Annotated in this window: 17 protein-coding genes and 1 pseudogene; 7 read left to right on the top strand and 11 right to left on the bottom strand. The window is 38.1% G+C overall.

Annotation, left to right across the window (positions count from 1 at the left end):
• Positions 1–477: 477 nt before the first annotated feature.
• The 3 genes from H5968_RS21990 to H5968_RS21980 form a co-directional block, all read right to left on the bottom strand.
• Complete coding sequence (locus H5968_RS21990; RefSeq protein ID WP_187041667.1) at positions 478–1,224, bottom strand: cobalt-precorrin-6A reductase; 747 nt, start codon at positions 1,222–1,224, stop codon at positions 478–480.
• 153 nt (positions 1,225–1,377) lie between these two features.
• Positions 1,378–1,761, bottom strand: a complete 384-nt coding sequence (locus H5968_RS21985) for a DUF1636 domain-containing protein (protein WP_187041666.1) — start codon at positions 1,759–1,761, stop codon at positions 1,378–1,380.
• A gap of 191 nt (positions 1,762–1,952) precedes the next feature.
• A complete protein-coding gene (locus tag H5968_RS21980) occupies positions 1,953–3,434 on the bottom strand; it encodes a site-2 protease family protein (RefSeq protein WP_187041665.1) in 1,482 nt (493 codons plus the stop codon).
• A gap of 224 nt (positions 3,435–3,658) precedes the next feature.
• Between H5968_RS21980 and H5968_RS21975 the strand changes: the two genes are divergently transcribed.
• Positions 3,659–4,432 (top strand): MBL fold metallo-hydrolase, encoded by a 774-nt coding sequence (locus H5968_RS21975; RefSeq protein ID WP_187041664.1) that lies wholly within the window; start codon positions 3,659–3,661, stop codon positions 4,430–4,432.
• Positions 4,433–4,552: 120 nt separating this feature from the next.
• Here H5968_RS21975 and ctpA read toward each other — a convergent pair whose 3' ends face one another.
• Entirely contained in the window at positions 4,553–5,803 is a 1,251-nt protein-coding gene (gene ctpA / locus H5968_RS21970) for a carboxyl-terminal processing protease CtpA (protein ID WP_187041669.1), read from the bottom strand.
• A 351-nt stretch (positions 5,804–6,154) separates the two neighbouring features.
• Here ctpA and petB point away from each other — a divergent pair, with 351 nt between their 5' ends.
• From petB to H5968_RS21955, 3 genes are all read left to right on the top strand, one after another.
• Entirely contained in the window at positions 6,155–6,802 is a 648-nt protein-coding gene (petB, locus tag H5968_RS21965) for a cytochrome b6 (RefSeq protein WP_096568852.1), read from the top strand.
• A 258-nt stretch (positions 6,803–7,060) separates the two neighbouring features.
• Positions 7,061–7,543 (top strand): cytochrome b6-f complex subunit IV, encoded by a 483-nt coding sequence (gene petD / locus H5968_RS21960; RefSeq protein ID WP_096568849.1) that lies wholly within the window; start codon positions 7,061–7,063, stop codon positions 7,541–7,543.
• A 393-nt stretch (positions 7,544–7,936) separates the two neighbouring features.
• A complete protein-coding gene (locus tag H5968_RS21955; RefSeq protein ID WP_187041663.1) occupies positions 7,937–8,380 on the top strand; it encodes an anti-sigma regulatory factor in 444 nt (147 codons plus the stop codon).
• 341 nt (positions 8,381–8,721) lie between these two features.
• Here H5968_RS21955 and H5968_RS21950 read toward each other — a convergent pair whose 3' ends face one another.
• Together H5968_RS21950 and pyrE are read right to left on the bottom strand one after the other, a co-directional pair.
• Positions 8,722–9,438: a pirin family protein gene (locus H5968_RS21950; RefSeq protein ID WP_304944936.1), complete on the bottom strand. Its 717-nt coding sequence runs from the start codon at positions 9,436–9,438 to the stop codon at positions 8,722–8,724.
• Between the two features lie 128 nt (positions 9,439–9,566).
• Entirely contained in the window at positions 9,567–10,181 is a 615-nt protein-coding gene (pyrE, locus tag H5968_RS21945) for an orotate phosphoribosyltransferase (protein WP_096568840.1), read from the bottom strand.
• 111 nt (positions 10,182–10,292) lie between these two features.
• On the opposite strand from pyrE, the gene H5968_RS21940 reads away from it, so the two are divergent.
• Complete coding sequence (locus tag H5968_RS21940; RefSeq protein WP_187041662.1) at positions 10,293–10,724, top strand: hypothetical protein; 432 nt, start codon at positions 10,293–10,295, stop codon at positions 10,722–10,724.
• Between the two features lie 117 nt (positions 10,725–10,841).
• Here the strand turns inward: H5968_RS21940 and H5968_RS21935 are convergent, their stop codons facing one another.
• Positions 10,842–11,339, bottom strand: coding sequence for a GNAT family N-acetyltransferase (locus H5968_RS21935; protein ID WP_096572713.1), 498 nt, complete (start codon positions 11,337–11,339; stop codon positions 10,842–10,844).
• Positions 11,340–11,532: 193 nt separating this feature from the next.
• Between H5968_RS21935 and H5968_RS21930 the strand changes: the two are divergent.
• Positions 11,533–11,682, top strand: a pseudogene (locus tag H5968_RS21930) (penicillin-binding transpeptidase domain-containing protein); the annotation flags it as partial.
• A 47-nt stretch (positions 11,683–11,729) separates the two neighbouring features.
• Here H5968_RS21930 and H5968_RS21925 read toward each other — a convergent pair.
• The 4 genes from H5968_RS21925 to patD form a co-directional block, all read right to left on the bottom strand.
• The gene (locus H5968_RS21925; RefSeq protein WP_187041661.1) at positions 11,730–12,449 is read right to left on the bottom strand and encodes a class I SAM-dependent methyltransferase; all 720 of its coding nucleotides are present in this window, start codon (positions 12,447–12,449) and stop codon (positions 11,730–11,732) included.
• Positions 12,450–12,521: 72 nt separating this feature from the next.
• On the bottom strand, positions 12,522–14,192 hold the full coding sequence (locus H5968_RS21920) for an ABC transporter ATP-binding protein (protein ID WP_187041660.1): 1,671 nt from the start codon (positions 14,190–14,192) through the stop codon (positions 12,522–12,524).
• 243 nt (positions 14,193–14,435) lie between these two features.
• A complete protein-coding gene (locus tag H5968_RS21915) occupies positions 14,436–15,701 on the bottom strand; it encodes a hypothetical protein (RefSeq protein WP_187041659.1) in 1,266 nt (421 codons plus the stop codon).
• Positions 15,702–15,794: 93 nt separating this feature from the next.
• Positions 15,795–16,148: a heterocyst frequency control protein PatD gene (patD, locus tag H5968_RS21910; RefSeq protein WP_187041658.1), complete on the bottom strand. Its 354-nt coding sequence runs from the start codon at positions 16,146–16,148 to the stop codon at positions 15,795–15,797.
• 276 nt (positions 16,149–16,424) lie between these two features.
• Here patD and H5968_RS21905 point away from each other — a divergent pair, with 276 nt between their 5' ends.
• Positions 16,425–18,695 carry a bifunctional (p)ppGpp synthetase/guanosine-3',5'-bis(diphosphate) 3'-pyrophosphohydrolase gene (locus tag H5968_RS21905; protein WP_187041657.1) on the top strand — a complete coding sequence of 757 codons (2,271 nt, stop codon included), beginning with the start codon at positions 16,425–16,427 and terminating at the stop codon, positions 18,693–18,695.
• Positions 18,696–18,717 lie beyond the last annotated feature (22 nt).

Here is an 18,717-nt window from a genome sequence, read left to right as displayed (position 1 = left end):
TGTCTTTGACAATCTTGGGAAATGAATTTATAATCATGATCAAATCAATATTTTGATATAGCTTGCTCAAATTTTAATATATTTTGGGCTATTTTTATCACAGATTTCTTAACATTCAACACTTCTGTTGTCAAACAATCTTTTAATGATGGTAAATCTTTTGCAAAAACAGAAAGGTTAAAAAATAAAATTGTTTTATATAGTAATCCCATTGATAATGGTGGAGAGACATTTTATCTACAAGAAACTTACTTGATGTTAAATTCCCGAAATCAAGTCAATAGAATAGTTTCAGTATCTACAACTCCTTTATTTGTTGGGGTTTATGAAGACTAGAACACCGATTAATTAATTGTAAGGGCAAAGCATTCGGACAGAATATTAATGGTTTCAGCAATAGGTTATCACCCGAATGCTTCGCCCCTACTGAATCGACTCTCTAGAATCAATTTTGATTATCATAGCAACAGAAATTTCTCAAGTTCCCACTTTCTCCAATAACCATTTTACTGCACTTTCTACATCTGCAACTTGTTCTCCTGGTGGTACAGCTGGACGTTTCACCATCACCACTTTTATTCCCATTTCTCGCGCTGCAATAATTTTAGGATATGTGGCATTTCCACCGCTATTTTTACTCACAATAGTATCTATATTATATTTAGTTAAAATTTCTCTTTCATCCTCTAAAGTAAAAGGTCCTCTATCAAATAACATTAAACCAGGAGGTATCACCACGTCTGCATTTGGTGGATCTATCATTCGCATTAAAAACCACATTTCCTGTAAATGAGAAAATGCAGATATTTCTTGTCTACCAATAGTTAAAAATACTCGTTGTGCTTGATTTTCTAAAGCTGCTGCTGCTTCTGTATTATTTTCTACCTCAATCCAAATATCACCCGGTTGTTTTTCCCAAGGGGGACGATTTACTAATAATCTAGGAATACCCACTTGTGTAGCTGCTGCGGCTGCATTCCAAGAGATATGATTAGCAAAGGGATGAGTTGCATCAATTAACACATCTATTTTTTGATGTTGTAAATATTCAACCAAACCTGTTACACCACCAAAACCGCCAACGCGAACATTACCAACAGGTGCAACAGGTTCACGGGTACGACCAGCTAAAGATGCGATCGCCTCAATTCCAGTAATATTATTGATTCTCGCGGTTAATTCCGCTGCATCACCAGTACCACCCAGAATTAAAACGCGCAACATAGCAATTTTGGATTTTAGATTTTAGATTTTGGATTTTAGATTGATAACCTTAGATTGATAACCGTAGACAAGGCCGCCAGAACATTAACCAAAACCACAACTTAGACAATGGAAAGCTTTTACCACTGTCACCAGTCACCAGTCACCAGTCACCTATAAACTGGGAATCCTTGCCAAAATTCCCTTTTTCAAAGGTTCAGGACGTTCTGACCAAGGTAAAACACCATTAGGATGATTGTAATATTTACTTGCACATTCCAACACTGCTTCCGCGCAACCATCAACTGGCAAATCACCGAATAAATAAGTTAACTTACCTTGACCGGCAAAAGCGACTACACAAGAACGACTACAAGCACTCATACAATCAACTTCTTTGATAAGGAACTCATCCCGTAAATGCCAATTTTGCGCGACTTGTTGAATTTCTTGTAATAGTTTTTGACCACCACTTTCACCGACACGCTTACCATCTTGCCAAACACTAGCGCAGGTTTTACACACAAATAAAGTATGAGCAGTTACATCAGCAGTCATTCTTATCCTCGCAGATTCACACAATTTCTAATTATATTGCAATTAGTGGTAGCTTCAACAATTGACAATGAACAATGGAGAATAAAAAGTTACCTCTTCCTCAAAAGAGAGGTTTTAACCCAAATTAATTGTGAATTATCAATTATCAATTATCACTTATCAATTATCAATTGTCCATTGTTCACCTATTTTTAAATCTGCAAAACACGAGCCAAAGCTTCAGGAAGTGGCAGTACAATTAACAATAATAAAGCTATTGCTAGTAAACCCAAAACATCACGTTTGTTGTCTAATTCTGTAACATCATTTAATGCGGGTTCGTCAACCAAGGGAATAAATAGTAACAGAATTGCCCACAACAAAAATTCTTGACGGATAAAAGAAAGAATTAGTAAAAACAACCGAGAAATTTGACCAATTACAACTGCGGTACGTTGTCCAAACATAGCATGAACAATATGACCACCATCTAATTGTCCTACGGGCATTAAATTTAATGCTGTGACAATTAAACCTAAAAATCCAGCAACTGCTACAGGATGCAAATCTAAAGCAGATTTGGTTGTTAATTCACTACCCAAGGCTATTTTTGAAAGTAAAGCTAATAAAATTGAATATTTAGGATTTAAAGCATTGGGATTTAAAAGTCCTGTTTTGTCGCTGATGGGTACTACTTCTGAATTAGCTAAACCCCAAAGCAGTAAAGGTAAAGTAGCAACAAAACCGGCAATTGGTCCTGCTATACTCACATCAAATAAAGCTTTGCGGTTAGGAATGGGACTTCGCATTTGAATAAATGCACCAAAAGTTCCCAAGAAAAAAGGTACAGGAATAAAATAAGGCAGAGTTGAGCGAATTTTATGAAATCGCGCTGTAAAATAGTGACCAAGTTCGTGGATACCCAAAATAGTGATTAATCCTAAAGCATAGGGTAAACCATTGAAAATGAGCGAGAAGTCAGTTTTGATTTGTGTTGGTTCAACTCCTGCAATTTGCGAACCTATTAAGGTCGTTGTAATTAAAGTCATTAACAACAATCCTAGTGCTGTTACTGCTTGACTGAAATTTTCTAAATTGCGGTTTTTTGTATTTTGTCTAGCAGCTTGAGTATTGGGAACTAGAACAAAGAACGGTTTACCATCTATCCCTTCTTGGAAGATTAACAGAAAGCGATCGCCAAATTGGCCTTCGATATTTGTTTTAATTTGCTGATAAGCTTGCTGCGGTGCAGTTCGCAACTGTCCACGACAAATCACCGCTTGGGGTCTATACTCAATATTTTGAATGTAGTATACAGACCAAGGGAAACAATTTCGCAGATTAGTTTCTTCTGTTGGTTCAATAGGACGCACTGGTAACGGTTCTGCGGTAGGATTATTTGCTGGTTGTGTTCCTGTTGCTTGGGGATCAGTCCGGGTGTTTTCTGGGACTCGATGCCCCGACAGAAATAATATCCAGTATAACAGCAAACTGATAAGCAACGGCCAAATAATCAATTCTGGTGGGGGTGATTGTTGTGTACCATAGATCAGCGTCCAACCAGTGAGGATAATTGCTGGTGTCATTAATACTAGCCACAATAACCACACTGGGGTGCGGGTGATATGAGCAACGCTGCGTTGCACTATCAGATAAGTAGCTAGTCCCAGTAAAAGTAAAAACCAAAATGCCATTTTATTTCAGGAGTTCAAGGAGTTCAAGGAGTTCAAGGAATTCAAGGAGTCGTAGGGGCGAAGCATTCGGCCAATCAATTATCAATTTTTATGGAAAGCTATTTTCCGAATGCTTCGCCCGTACAGGAGTCAGGAGTGAGAATGTTTGATAAATCTGTAGATTATTAAATATAGAACTTAGGTAAAAACTCTATTTATTCGGTTATTTATCGGTTATTTAATTTATGTTTTCCTCAACTCAACAACCAATTCATAAAATTAAGCCCCCACAAATTATACTTTCTGGACAAATGCCCAAAGGAGAAATTCTATCTTCTTCGATGGAAACAGGATCAGTATCTCCCGAATCTACCGACTTGGGGATCAATAAAATTATTGCCTTTCCACCAAATCGGGACACATTGGGGGGAACTTCTTATCTTATTGTAAGAAATGAAGGTAATATTCTCATTGACTGCCCAGCCCTGGAGCAAATTAACCATGATTTTGGGGATGATTTTGGGCAAGACTTGGGTGGGAATCCGCTTAAACACGGTGGTGTGCGTTCGTTGTTTATTACTCATCGTGGTGCTATTGCCAAAGTAGCAGAAATTCAACAAGCTCTTAATTGTGAGATTATCATTCAAGAACAAGAAGCGTATTTGTTACCTGGTTTAACTGTTACTACCTTTTCTCAAGAATTGACTCTTGATGACACCACACAAATTATCTGGACACCTGGCCATTCTCCAGGGTCTTCATGTCTATATTATCGTGAATTTGGAGGAGTTTTATTTTCAGGACGGCATTTAATCCCTAACTTGCAAGGTGAACCTGTGCCATTTCGCACGGCAAAAACTTTTCATTGGCCTAGACAACTTAAAAGTGTTCAAGCATTGCGCGATCGCTTTTCACCAGAAACTCTACAATACATTTGCCCCGGCGCTAATATTGGCTTCCTCCGTGACAAACGCATCATTGACCAAGCTTATCAGAGATTAGGGAATGGTGATTGGTGACTGGGGACTGGTGACTGGGGACTGGTGACTGGGGAGGAAAATTTTAGATTTTAGATTTTAGATTTTAGATTGGAGATCACAAAAACAATCCAAAATCCAAAATTAATAACTCCTGACTCCTTATGAACCCGCTACTAGCAAATCTTTGCTCAACAGTTCCATAGCAGCTTGATATTGTCCATCTGCTGCTGTGCCAATTTGCTCCCCTGAGATTGGTTCTTGGGGAATTACTATGTCCGGCTTAATACCTAATTTGTTAATATCTCGGTGGTTTGGTGTTTCATATTTAGCAATTGTTACTGCTAAACCAGAACCATCGGATAATTCAAATAACGACTGAATCAGTCCTTTGCCAAAGGTAGTTTCACCTACTAACTGGGCGCGTCCATTGTCTTGTAAAGCACCAGCTAAAATTTCACTCGCGCTTGCAGTTCCTTGATTGACCAAAATAACTAAAGGAGCTTCTGTCAAAGCCTGACCATAAGCTTCAAAATCCCCTTGAATGCCTTGGCGATTGACAGTATAAACTATTGTGCCTTCATCTAACCACTGACGAGCAACTTCAATTCCTGCTTGTAATAGTCCCCCTGGATTATTTCGCAAATCTAGAATATAGGCTGCTGCGCTTTTTTGTTTTAGAATATGAATAGCGTGTGCTAATTCCATTGGTGCATTAGCATTAAATTGAGTAAGGCGGATATAGCCAATGGGTGTTCCTTGGGGGGATAAACGCACATCAGCTACTACAGGATTCAGTTCAATGCGATCGCGCACCAGTATAATTTCTTTATCTGCTTCTCCCTCTCTACCAATTAAGAGAGTAACAACAGTACCAGCCTGTCCGCGCATCCGCGCCGCCGCTTCATCCAGAGTCAGATTTGCTGTGGATGTTCCTTCAATCTGCAAAATGCGATCACGTGGTCTTAAACCTGCTTTTTCTGCCGGCGACCCCTCTATAGGTGTAATTACCTCTAAAATACCTGTCTGGGGATTGAGGGCAATTTGTAAACCCACACCTGTCAATTCTCCAGAAGTATTCACCTGTAAACTGCGGTACTGCTCTGGGTCTAGAAACCGGGTAAAAGGGTCATCCAGGCTTTTAAGCATATTCTGAATTACTTTGTATGCTTCTTGGTCATTTCCCAGCGGACTTTTAAAAGCTTTTTGTCGTACCTCTGTCCAATTTTGATGATTAAATGTTTCATCCAAATAAGATCGGTTGACAATTCGCCAAACTTCAGAAACTAACTTTTGCTGTTGAGTTAAAGCATTTGCTGGTGGAATTGAGCCAAAAGTCAAGCCAAAAGCCAATCCAAAAGCTAAAAGCAAGGAAAATCCGCACCGAAAAACCTGTTTATTCATGAAGCCCATCTTACCTTGTATCTTTACCCAAATCACTGATCAATCTCCATTTGGGACGTTGCTGATGAAATATATCTCTAAATTATGTTACTTTTTTTATAGAAGAGGTGCATTTTCTCATTAAGTTGTTAAGCAACTCTGGAGAAGCAAATCCACCTCAAAAACGATAAAATCTCTTTGTAACCAACATTTTTCACGTTGGCTTGCCAAGGGATCGCAATATATTCCATATTTACAGAATGTTAAGTTTCTGAAAAACTTAATAATTCTGTAACAAAGATTCTCTTTGCGAACATCCCAAACAAAATTAATCTTGGGATATTTATCAACCACAAGCAATTTGTAGGAACTTGAGATTGTATGGCCAGCGTTTATGATTGGTTTGAAGAACGTTTAGAACTTCAAGCTATTGCTGAAGATGTAACCAGCAAGTACGTACCTCCCCACGTTAATATCTTTTACTGCTTGGGTGGAATTACCCTAGTTTGCTTCCTGATTCAGTTTGCCACTGGGTTTGCGATGACATTCTACTACAAGCCCACAGTCGCAGAAGCATTTTCTTCAGTGCAGTACATCATGAATGAAGTCAACTTTGGTTGGCTAATTCGCTCCATTCACCGCTGGTCAGCCAGCATGATGGTATTAATGATGATTCTCCACGTTTTCCGCGTTTATTTGACTGGTGGTTTCAAAAAACCCCGCGAATTAACTTGGGTAAGTGGTGTCATCCTGGCAGTAATCACAGTTTCCTTTGGTGTAACTGGTTACTCCTTACCTTGGGACCAAGTTGGTTACTGGGCGGTGAAAATCGTTAGTGGTGTACCAGAAGCAATCCCCGTAGTTGGTGTTTTGATTTCTGACTTACTACGTGGTGGTTCTAGCGTTGGTCAAGCAACATTAACCCGCTACTATAGCGCCCACACATTCGTATTACCTTGGTTAATTGCGGTATTCATGCTTTTCCACTTCTTAATGATCCGCAAACAAGGAATTTCTGGACCATTGTAATCAAAAGTTAGTCAGTAGTGATTCAGTGAATAGGTAAAACAGTTTCCAGATGCAAGTTGTTTGTTTTAAACTGAAGGCACATAGCCTCAGAATAAAAACAAGCACTATTCGCTGAAACCGTAAGCTGTAAACACAATGAACACTTGCTTCAACTGGCAAAGCTGAATCCAGTGTCATAATAAATTTGTGGCTTGCCTAAATAGCTAATAGCTTACACGAATGCTTTAACTTCACTTAAGCAGGAGACCAGATCTAAAAATGTCCACACATAAACCACCAAATCTAAACGATCCAGCTTTAAGAGCTAAACTCGCCAAAGGTATGGGTCATAACTACTATGGTGAACCAGCTTGGCCTAACGACCTGCTCTATGTATTCCCCATCGTAATCATGGGTTCATTCGCTTGTATTGTGGCTCTAGCTATACTAGATCCAGCAATGGTGGGTGAACCAGCAAATCCTTTTGCTACACCTTTGGAAATTTTGCCAGAGTGGTATCTGTTCCCAGTGTTCCAGATTCTTCGCTCACTACCTAACAAACTGTTGGGAGTATTGGCAATGGCTTCCGTACCCTTGGGATTGATCCTCGTTCCCTTTATTGAGAGCGTTAACAAGTTCCAAAACCCCTTCCGTCGTCCAGTAGCGACAACAGTATTCTTGTTTGGTACTTTTGTCACCATCTGGTTAGGTATTGGTGCTGCATTACCCTTAGACAAATCTCTGACTTTGGGACTGTTCTAAATTAGTTGCCACTAATTTTTAGTTTCCATAAAGTGCTGTGACACCTGTGAGTTTCAAGAGCATATACCGAAGTTATGAGTCTAAAGACTGTCCGCAAGGAATATACAGCCCATTAGCTACTCATACTTCTAGCGAATATGCTTTTGAAAACTCACAGGTGTCAATTTTCATAGGTCTATTTTGAAGATCGGATTTTTAGTTTTGGGTGTAAAATATAAAAATATAGCAGTTGCCAGAGTAACTAGGAATATTTTAAATTCTGGGATCTTGGTTCAAACAAGATTTTGAAACAGCTAACTGCTAATTGCCATAAAAGCTATTCCAAAATCTAAAGCCACCAAAAAACAAACACAAGTTACGTTTTTTACTTACTTAATATTCTAGTCACGGTCAATGCTTACTACAGTGCAGCAAGACCATCTGACGGTGAAGAGCGATCTGAAGCTCCAAAACCAAGTGCAACAATGGTTTGAAAATTTTTCTCTACAATATTTAGCTCAAAGAGGTTGGTCAGAAAGCCAACTCTATCGTCTCAATTTAGCATTAGCAGAAGGCTTTACTAATGCAGTTCGTCATGCTCATCGGACTTTACCGCCAGAAACAAATATAGAAATTGAATTGAGTCTGTGGGTAGACAGACTGGAAATAAGAATTTGGGATTACGGCAAGCCTTTTAATCCTGATCAGATACCTGAACCAAAACCAGGTACTTTACAAGATCATGGATATGGATGGTTTCTCATTCGGCGTGTGGCAGATCATGTTGTTTATGAACGTGATTCTGATAACAGAAATTGTTTGTTAATTGTTAAATACCTTATAGAAGCACAACATTAATTTGAGAAAAAAGCCCCAATCCGTTAATAAATCTTTTTATGCATAACGGCACGCTACGCGTTAGCCGAGCTTTATCTGTTTTCGATACAGCAGACCCTATTTAGGGGTTGCTGAGAAAGTCTTTCCGTGAGGGCATAGGAGTCAGGAGTCAGGAGTCAGGAGTCAGGAGTCAGGAGTCAGGAGTCAGGAGGAGATTTGAAAATTTCTTTGCCATCTCTTGAAATCCCAAAAAATGCACACTTTTTCCGGTATACCCTTCAAAACCCTTGCACTAATTTCTGTGTTTATCAGCCTCTAACCTTTGATATATCAAGGTTTTAGGTTTATTCAGCAAACCCTATTTAAACCAAGTCAAAAAGTAAAATTTCCGCGTTCTCATTTGTACTCAGTTCTATTTTCTGCTCTCCAGTAATTTGCACTCCATCACCTGCTTGGAGTTGTTTTCCATTAAAGATTGCTGCACCTGTAGCTATTTGCAACCAAGCATAACGATGGGGTTGAACATAATAATTAATCACATCACCTTTTTCTAAGATAGAGGCATATAAATTAATATCTTGATGAATAGTGATAGACCCATCACGACCATCTTGAGAACCAATTAACCTTAGTTTTCCCTTTTTATCTTCTACAGAAAAAGCTTTTTGTTCATATCTTGGTTTTAAACTTTGTTGATCCGGCAAAATCCATATTTGCAACAGGTGTAATTCTTCAGTTTGGGAATGATTAAATTCACTGTGCATGATTCCTGTACCAGCACTCATAATTTGAGCATCACCTGGACGAATCACCGAACCTGTACCCAAACTATCTTTATGTTCTACTGCACCTGATAAAACATAGGTGAGAATTTCCATATCTCGATGTCCATGAGTTGGAAAACCAGCACCAGCAGCAATACTGTCATCATTAATGACTCTGAGGGAACGGAATCCCATGCGGTTGGGATCATAAAAATGACTAAAGGAAAATGTATGATAACTATCCAACCAATCAATTTTACTATGACCCCGTAAATTGGATTTATGAATCATGTAGTTAATGGTATTTTGAGACATAATTTCACCTCTTAAAATAGGAGTCAGGAGTCAGGAGATCAAGGATAATTTAACCCAGTCCCCAGTCCCCAGCGATGCACTGAGCTTGTCGAAGTGTCCCCAGTCCCCAGTATCCAGTCCCCAGTCCCCTATATTTGCTGATACCTTGCTTGTAAATCCTGAATAGAAAAGAGCGCATCAAACTGTAAACCAGCAGATTTATATAATTCTGCGCCTCCTTGAAGTCTGTCGATCAAAGAAATTACCCTATCAACGGTATAACCTGCTGCTTGTAAACGTTCAACTGCTTTCAGTGCAGATTGGCCAGTTGTCACTACATCTTCCAGGACTACAACTTTTGCACCCGTGGGTAAAGTAGGACCTTCAATATAAGCCATTGTGCCATGTCCCTTAGCTTCTTTGCGAATAATTAACGCTGGTATGGGGCGATTTTCATAGACAGAAACCACACTGACAGCGGAAACAATAGGGTCAGCACCCAGAGTTAAACCGGCGACAGCCTGTGTATCTACTGGTAGAATATGTAATATCAACCTACCTATAGCTAAAGCTCCTTGGGGGTGCAGTGTAACCTGTTTACCATTAATATAGTAAGAACTACGTTGTCCAGAGGAAAGAACAAAATCACCTTCTTGATAAGCAAGTTGGCAAAATAAATTTAGTAACTTCTGACGCAGGGTAGTTAAATCAGTAGTGGTTGCCCAAATATCCGATGGGTTAGATGTTTCAGTAGAATACGACATTACAAACCGTTAAAAGTTGTGCTACACCAAAGGTTGAACTAATGAAAGTTCTGAAATTAAGCATAAATTAAGAGTTGCCCAAGTTTGCCTAAAAATTGAGGAGTTGTAAACATGAGTATAAATTTGCCTGGATTGGGTGGGTTGATGGTACTACTTGCTACTACTACATTTCCTGTAGTTGCAGTTGCTGAGATGCAAACAGAAAATTATGAATCAACCAGCAATGCTTTCGATAGAGCTTATTTTCGCAATAATCCTAATTTTTATGACAATGGCAGTTTACAGCGTCAGGTAGATTCTTTATTAGGTCCTGGGGGTAAGTTTGGAACTACTTTTCCTGATAATGAAATAGCTAAAGATGGTCAGTTAGTTAACATTGTGTATCATGATGTTCTCATGCAGCAAGCACAGAATGATCCTTATCTTCGTACCCCTGATTTACCCAATCCTTACAATTCTTCGCTGTTGATGTCTCCTGAGTACAATGCTAATAGACTCAGGATTGGTACTGAATATCGCTTTGATAGTTTAACTTCTCGTTAATTATTAGGGAACAGGGAATAGAGAACAGGGAATAGGGAATAGACAAAAATTAATATTATCCTCCTGTCACCAGTCACCAATCACCAGTCACCAATCACCAGTCACCTATCACCTATTTCACTTTTCCCCAACTCGTAAACCCAGAATAATTAAATCTCTTTCTACGCCGGCTAAATCAGCTATTTTGGGTAAATATCCCCAGTTTTGAAAACCCAATTTAGCAAATAGTTTTAAACTAGGTTGATTGTGAGCAAAAATAAAACTAACTAAAGTTTTTAACCCCAAACTTGGACTTTCATTAATTGCTTTTTCTAAAAGTAACTTTCCTAAACCACGTTTTTGAAAGTTTGGGGAAATGTAAATACTAATTTCGGCGGTGGAATGGTAAGCTGGTCTACCATAAAACGATTGAAAACTCAGCCATCCGGCAATCATCCCATCTATTTCTACTACCCACAGGGGACGTTGTGAAGGTACTCTTCCCTGAAACCAGGCAATGCGACTTTCTACGGTTACGGGTTCTAAATCGGCTGTTGCCATGCGTGTGGGAACAGCAGCGTTATAAATGGCTACAATTTCTGGTAAGTCTGTTTCTGTGGCATGGCGAATAATCATTGCGGCTTTTTGGGCAAAATTCAAATTATCGGTACAATCTTCACAAATCATACACTGTCACCGCAAAATTTATGAGCATTTTTAATCAAGATTTATTGATTCATCATTAGATAGTTTAGTTAACTAGAAACTTACGTTGTGAATTAGTATTAATTTACAGTCATGAGAGACTTTTAAAACATCCTCTCAGAGTAAACAACAAATAGGGTGGTTTGTTGGTTATTTGGAACAAAATGATAATGTCTATTTTTTTGCTACAAATATTGATGTTAATAGACGAGAAGATTTACCTGCACGAATTGAAATTACACGCAGTAGTTTGAAAGATTTAGGTTTATTGTAGTAATGTTAAAAAGCAAGAGGTTGAATAAGTGAAATTTTAATGAACTTTTAAAATCTGATTTTGTACAATTCAAATAATTCTCCTAATTGCTTTTTAACTATTTTCGCACCTGCATTTTTAATTGTTTTTTCCCAATCGGATGCAGTTTCTAAAAACACTTCTGCACCTAAATAGGTTTCTAAAACTGCCCAATCTTCCGCTAATGGTTGTTCTGAGTTAAGAATATCAAATACAAAATATCCACCTGGTTTTAATACTCTTTGGACTTCTGATAAAACAGATTGCCAATATTCTAGGGGAAAATAACAACTAAATCCTGTAGCTATAACTAAATCAAATTGTGCTGCATCATAGTTTAATTGGTGTGCTGGACCTAATTCCACACCTTTAAAGAGTTTTGAATTTAGTTGTGAACCACGAGAATTAAGTGTATCTCTGGCGATATTACTAATTTCTTGTCCATGAAAATATGCTTGCCAATCTCGCCAAGGATAGATTAAAAAGCTAACTCCGCAACCAATGTCTAAACAACGTTGGTTTTTTTGCGGTTGGGCAATTTCCCAAAATGGGGAAGCAATTTTATAAGCTAAAATGCCATTTTTCCATTCTTTATAGATTGGCATTTCTTCTACTTCTGCGGGTACTTCAAAGGGTTCTTTTTGATATTCTTTATTGAAACGATAGGCGATTTGTGCTATTCTCTCTTGCCATTTATCTAAGGAATAGTTTTTATTTTTAAATGAGTTTATCGGTTGTTTTTTAGACATTATTTAATTTGGTAATGGGTAATGGGTAATGGGTAATGGGTAATGGGTAATGGGTAATGGGTAATGATGATATTAAACTCTAGCTAATAATGGTGCAGCAGATAAAAGGGTTTTTGTGTAGGGATGTTGGGGATGAGCAAAAATTTCTTTTGTATTTCCTAGTTCTACAATTTTACCACCATTCATAACGGCTATGCGATCGCACAAAAAACGAGCTAACCATAAATCATGGGTAATAAATAAATAGGTTAACTCAAATTCGTCTTTTAATTGTAGCATTAAATCTAAAACTTGTGATTGTACACTGGCATCTAACATACTCACTGGTTCATCACATATTACCAGTTTAGGTTGGGTAATTAAAGCTCTAGCAATGGCTACCCTTTGTTGTTGTCCTCCCGATAAATCTGAGGGATAACGTTGATAATACATTTCTGCTGGTGTTAATCCCACTTTTTCCAACATCCATAAAACCTTTTCTTTGGCTTTTTCAGCATTAGCTAAGTTGTGAATTAATAGGGGATCTGCTATACTTTGTCCCACTGTCATGGCAGGATTTAAACAAGCATGAGGATCTTGAAATACCATTTGGATTTGTCTGCGGGAAGAACGGATTTCTTTACGGGATAATTTAGTTAATTCCTGTCCTAAAAATTCCACTTTTCCCCCAGTGGGAGGAATTAATTGTAAAATAGTCCGAGAAAGTGTACTTTTCCCACAACCAGATTCTCCCACTAATCCTAATATTTCCCCTGGATATAATTCTAAATTAATACCATCTACAGCTTTAATTTGTTGTCCTTCACCTTTAAATATTCTTTCAATAAAATTCGGTTCTATGGTATAATGTTTTTGCAGTTCTGTAAGTTTTAAAATTGGTTTTTCTTTAATTCCTGTTCCCTGTTCCCTGCGATGCACTGAGCTTGTCGAAGTGTTCCCTGTTACCTCTTCTTGTTGAATATGTAATGCTGCTTTTAATAAAGATTGGGTGTATTCATGTTGAGGATTTTTAAAGACATTTTCTGTTTTGCCTGTTTCTACCATTTTACCTTGATACATGACCCCAATGCGATCGCAATATTCCCCTACCATTGCTAAATCATGGGAAATTAATAATAATCCCATATTGTCTTTTGCACATAACCGCGTTAGTTCTTGTAAAATCTGAGCAGAAACGGTAACATCTAAGCTCGTCGTCGGTTCATCAGCAACAATTAATTTAGGATTCAACAGTAAAGCTAACGCAATAGCAACTCTTTGACGCATCCCTCCGCTAAACTCATGGGGGTACTGACTCCAACGACTTGCAGGAATTTTCACCTTTTCTAAAGTTGCTAAAGCTTTTTCTTTCGCTTGTTGTTTAGTTAATTCTGGTGAATGCGCTGCCAAGGTCTCTAAACAATGATTACCAATAGTCATTAAAGGATCTAATCTTGTCATGGGATCTTGAAACACCAAAGCTACTGCTTCACCGCGAAACTTTTGCATTTGCACAGGTGTTAAATCTAATACGGAATCATCACGAAAAATTATCTTACCTTCAACTCGACTAGAGGCAGGTAATAAACGCATAATTGCCCTGCCAATAGTAGATTTACCACAACCCGACTCACCCACCAAGCCCATTTTTTCCCCTGGTTGAAGTGCAAAAGATACATCATCAACGGCCCAGTTTTCTTCTTCCCCGCTACGTTGGGGATAAGCGACACGGAGATTTTCAACACTAAATAAGGCTTCACTCATGGTTAATTATAGTTAATTATCGTCTATTTAGGGTTTGCTGAAAAAGTCCCTTCGTTGAGGCAGGGAATAGGGAATAGGGAATAGGGAATAGTTTTAGCTATCTGTTATCCCCAGATTTTCTAATTTATCAGACCCAAAATGCACAGTTTTTAAGGTATACCCTTCAAAAATCTTGCACTTTCTTTCCTCCTGATCAGCCTCAAACCTTTGATTTACGAGTATTTTGGGTTTATTCAGCAAGCCCTATTTATTGTCTACTGATCCAACGTCTTGTATCTGACTAGAATTTTGCTCAGTTCCACAATGATAACAATAAGGTAACTTTTTGTAAGTTAAATTATGGCAATTGTGACACTCTATATATTGATAATAACCGCAATGAGGACAATGGGCATTATTGGATTTAAGAGTTTTTCCACAATTGATACATTGTGATTTTTGAACTCTCTTAGCAACTTGAAATTTGGTATTAAATACTACTCCTTGAAAGAACTTGATAATTCCAAAACCTATGAGAGGAATTAGCAAGATATAAACATAACTAATTAAGAATAGTAACCCACCCAATAGTTTGTTAACAACACTTAATAAGAATTGAAAGACTACACCAACTTGCAGAAATTCTAAGACTTTGAGAACAAGAGGAATCAAAAATATTACCAGCAAATGCCAGCTAATTAATGCAATAAGTCCATATCCTCGACTTTGACTTATTCTATAGACTAATAAAGCAATAATAATTAAAGGTAGTAGAAAGATAGATTGAAATGTAAGCTGGATACTAGGATACCAAAACGAAGCTCTTTCATAACCTTGTTTAACTGCCGTGAATTTATTCTCATCTTTGATCAAAGATAGAAAATTAAGACTTTCTGGTTTAGTAAGAAGTTGGTTTTTAAGATTATTAATTTCTTGTTTAATTTGTCCAATTTGTTGTTGATTTTTATCTAAGTTTTGTTTAGCTTTTTCAGCACTGACTTGATTGATAGATTTTTCAGATGACTGTCCCGCAATTTTTTCCAACAGCGTTGATTCATATTGATTGCGAATATTTATATTCGCTTGTTCTAATTGATTAATTTTCTCCTGGCGTAGATTTATATTTGTAATATTTTTTTGATTTAGGTTATTATTCAGGCTGTCTTTTAACTCGGCATAATTTATACATATTTCTGAAACTTTCCCTAAATGTCCAATTTCTTGCTGTTGATATGCCGCTTTAAAATTTGATTGATTATTGTTCAATGGTACTGAACTTATGATCATGTCATAATCTTTATTTTTATCACTTTGCTTTTGATAATTCTCCCATTCTGAATAACATGGATAGGCTTCGGATGGACTAAGATGCCATCTACTAATATCCTCTAAACCTGTAAAAACATTGATTAAAATGAAAATATCTACTATAATGATTACAATCAAACTCACTTTATTTAGTGGTTCGTTGTTGATTGTTCTGGAGTTGTTAAAAAATTGAGCTAAAATGTTACGTATTTTAGTAAACATACAGAATATTTTATACCAAAATGAGTGTGTTTGTCATGTAGTTGCAACCAACCTACCATGAAAACTATTGCCTTGATAGCAGATTCATATTAGTTAATATTCTCCCTTCTCATCTGGGTGTAAAATAGCCTCACAGAATCGAATTAAAATATTAATACGCTCTGTAATTGTTTTTAATCTTGCCTGTATTGTAGTAGACTGTCTTGCGCCTTGTAAAAAAATTACATCTACTTCTAATAAACGAAGTTGCTTGCTAATTTCCGTTTGATAAGACTGCTGGCGGTAGTTTAAATCAGTGAAGGGAGCGATTTCTTGTAAAAAAAAATGCTGTAAATCGGCTAGATGCGATCGCAAGGTAGGAATATCTAATTGAGTTTTGTTAACATTGGAGCGTAATTCCTCCAGTAATGTTGTCAATTCCTGATATTTTTGCAGATTTAAAGACATTTGGTGCTAGTTGAGATAGTATAAACTACAAGAAAATTTATTTCTAGAATAAACCTTTTTCCCAACTCATTCCTAAGAATAGCCTTAAAACCATCTGTGAGACTTGGTTGATTCTTATGGATAGTCAGGCTGATCAGTCATGAGATCATCAGGTAATCAGAAAATCATTCTGACAAAATTTTTCCCACCCGTCTGTAGGGCAGCATCATCAATAGAAGATGCTGTCATTTTCATCTATATCTCACCGATCCACGAAAAACTTATCATTTCTCTTGTATGAGCAGCTTACTTGTTGATTCCTCTGTTGATGTTAGTCTCCCGGAATGGCTTAAAAAATGTTTACGAGAAACATTAGCGAAAAGCAACACGGGAGAAGATGACCGAACGCACAATGATGCCACTTTGATTTGTAATGCCTTTAAATTTGCCTATCAACTGCATCAAGGACAGTATCGTAAATCTGGAGAAGCGTATATTGCCCATCCTGTAGCCGTAGCTGATTTACTACGAGACTTAGGTGGTAGTGCTGCTATGATAGCAGCTGGATTTCTTCATGATGTAGTTGAAGATACAGAAGTTACAATTGAACAAATAGAAGAAAATTTTGGGGCAGAAGTCCGCCAACTGGTAGAAGGTGTCACCAAGCTTTCTAAAATTAATTTCACCAGTAAAACCGACAGTCAAGCGGAAAACTTCCGGCGAATGTTTTTGGCAATGGCGCAGGATATTCGGGTAATTGTGGTGAAATTGGCGGATCGTTTGCATAATATGCGAACCTTACAATATATGTCAGAAGCCAGCCGTCGCCGCAGCGCCCAGGAAACACGAGATATCTTTGCACCTTTAGCCAATCGTTTGGGTATTTGGCATATTAAATGGGAATTAGAGGATTTAGCCTTTAAATATTTAGAACCTGATGCTTACCGAGAAATTCAACAGCACGTTGCGGAAAAAAGGACAGCACGGGAAGAAAAATTGACTAAAGCTAAGGAAGTGTTGCGGGAGAGAATGCAACAAGCGGGTATTAAATGTTTGGAGGTTAGCGGTCGCCCCAAACATCTGTATAGCATTTATCAAAAAATGCAGCGACAGCAAAAAGAATTTCATGAAATTTATGATTTGGCTGCACTGAGAATCATTGTCCAAACAAATGAAGAATGTTATCGGGCTTTGGCGGTGGTTCATGATGCTTTTCGTCCTATTCCCGGCAGATTTAAAGATTACATTGGTTTACCCAAACCTAACCGTTACCAATCCTTGCATACAGGGGTGATAGGATTGACCGGTCGCCCGTTGGAAGTGCAAATTCGCACAATGGAAATGCATCATGTTGCAGAGTATGGTATTGCTGCCCATTGGAAGTATAAAGAAACAGGCGGTTCTACCAGTCAGGTAACAGGAGCAGATGAAAAATTTACTTGGTTGCGGCAACTATTGGAATGGCAGAGTGATTTAAAAGACGCGCAAGAATATTTAGATAGTATCAAAGATAATTTATTTGAAGATGATGTTTATGTTTTCACTCCAAAGGGGGATGTCGTACCTCTAAGTCCGGGATCTACAAGTATAGATTTTGCTTATCGAATTCATACAGAGGTCGGAAACCATTGTGCAGGGGCGCGGGTAAATGGGCGCATTGTGCCGTTATCCACCCGATTACAAAATGGGGATATTGTTGATATTATTACGCAAAAAAATAGCCATCCGAGTTTGGATTGGTTGAATTTTGTCAGGACTTCGGCGGCGAAATATCGGATTAAACAATGGTATAAGCGATCGCGCAGGGAAGAAAATCTAGCGCGGGGAAGGGATTTATTAGAGAAGGAACTAGGGAAAACAGGTTTTGATCACTTGTTGAAATCAGACGCAATGCAAACTGTGGCAGAAAAGTGCAATTATCACAGTGTGGAAGATTTACTGGCAGGTTTAGGTTACGGGGAAATTACCTTAAACTTAGTGTTAAACCGCTGGCGAGAAGTGGTAAAAGCACAACAACCTGTAGCTGATGTGATTCCATTTATCCCCAAAGAATCAACATCAAAAACTACACGGGAAACTGCACCCAGTACATCCCGTGCCAGTGATTCACCGATTATTGGCGTAGAAGGATTGGTTTATCATATAGCTGGATGTTGTACGCCGATTCCTGGTGAAGCTATTATTGGGGTGGTAACGCGGGGACGGGGTATATCCATTCATCGCCAAGGATGTCATAATGTGGACAATGTGGAATGTGAGCGCCTAGTACCCGTAAGATGGAATACAGCAATAGAACATCATGGCCGTCCTCACACTTACCCCATAGAGATTCAAATTGAAACTTTGGATCGAGTGGGAATCTTAAAAGATATTTTATCGCGGTTGAGTGATCAAGGCATCAATGTGCGTCATGCTAATGTGAAAACAGCTTTGGGACAACCAGCGTTGATGGATTTGGGGATTGAGATCCGCGATCGCAATCAATTAGAACATCTGTTTGTGCAGATTAGAAAAATGAGTGATATTCTTAACATTCGCAGAGTTGGTCAAATGGAAGAGTCAAAGTAAAAGGCAGGGGGCAGGGGAGGCA

The sequence above is a fragment of the Sphaerospermopsis sp. LEGE 00249 genome (assembly GCF_014299995.1).
Lineage (GTDB): Bacteria > Cyanobacteriota > Cyanobacteriia > Cyanobacteriales > Nostocaceae > Sphaerospermopsis > Sphaerospermopsis kisseleviana.
This window is presented reverse-complemented; position numbering and strand designations above follow the sequence as displayed.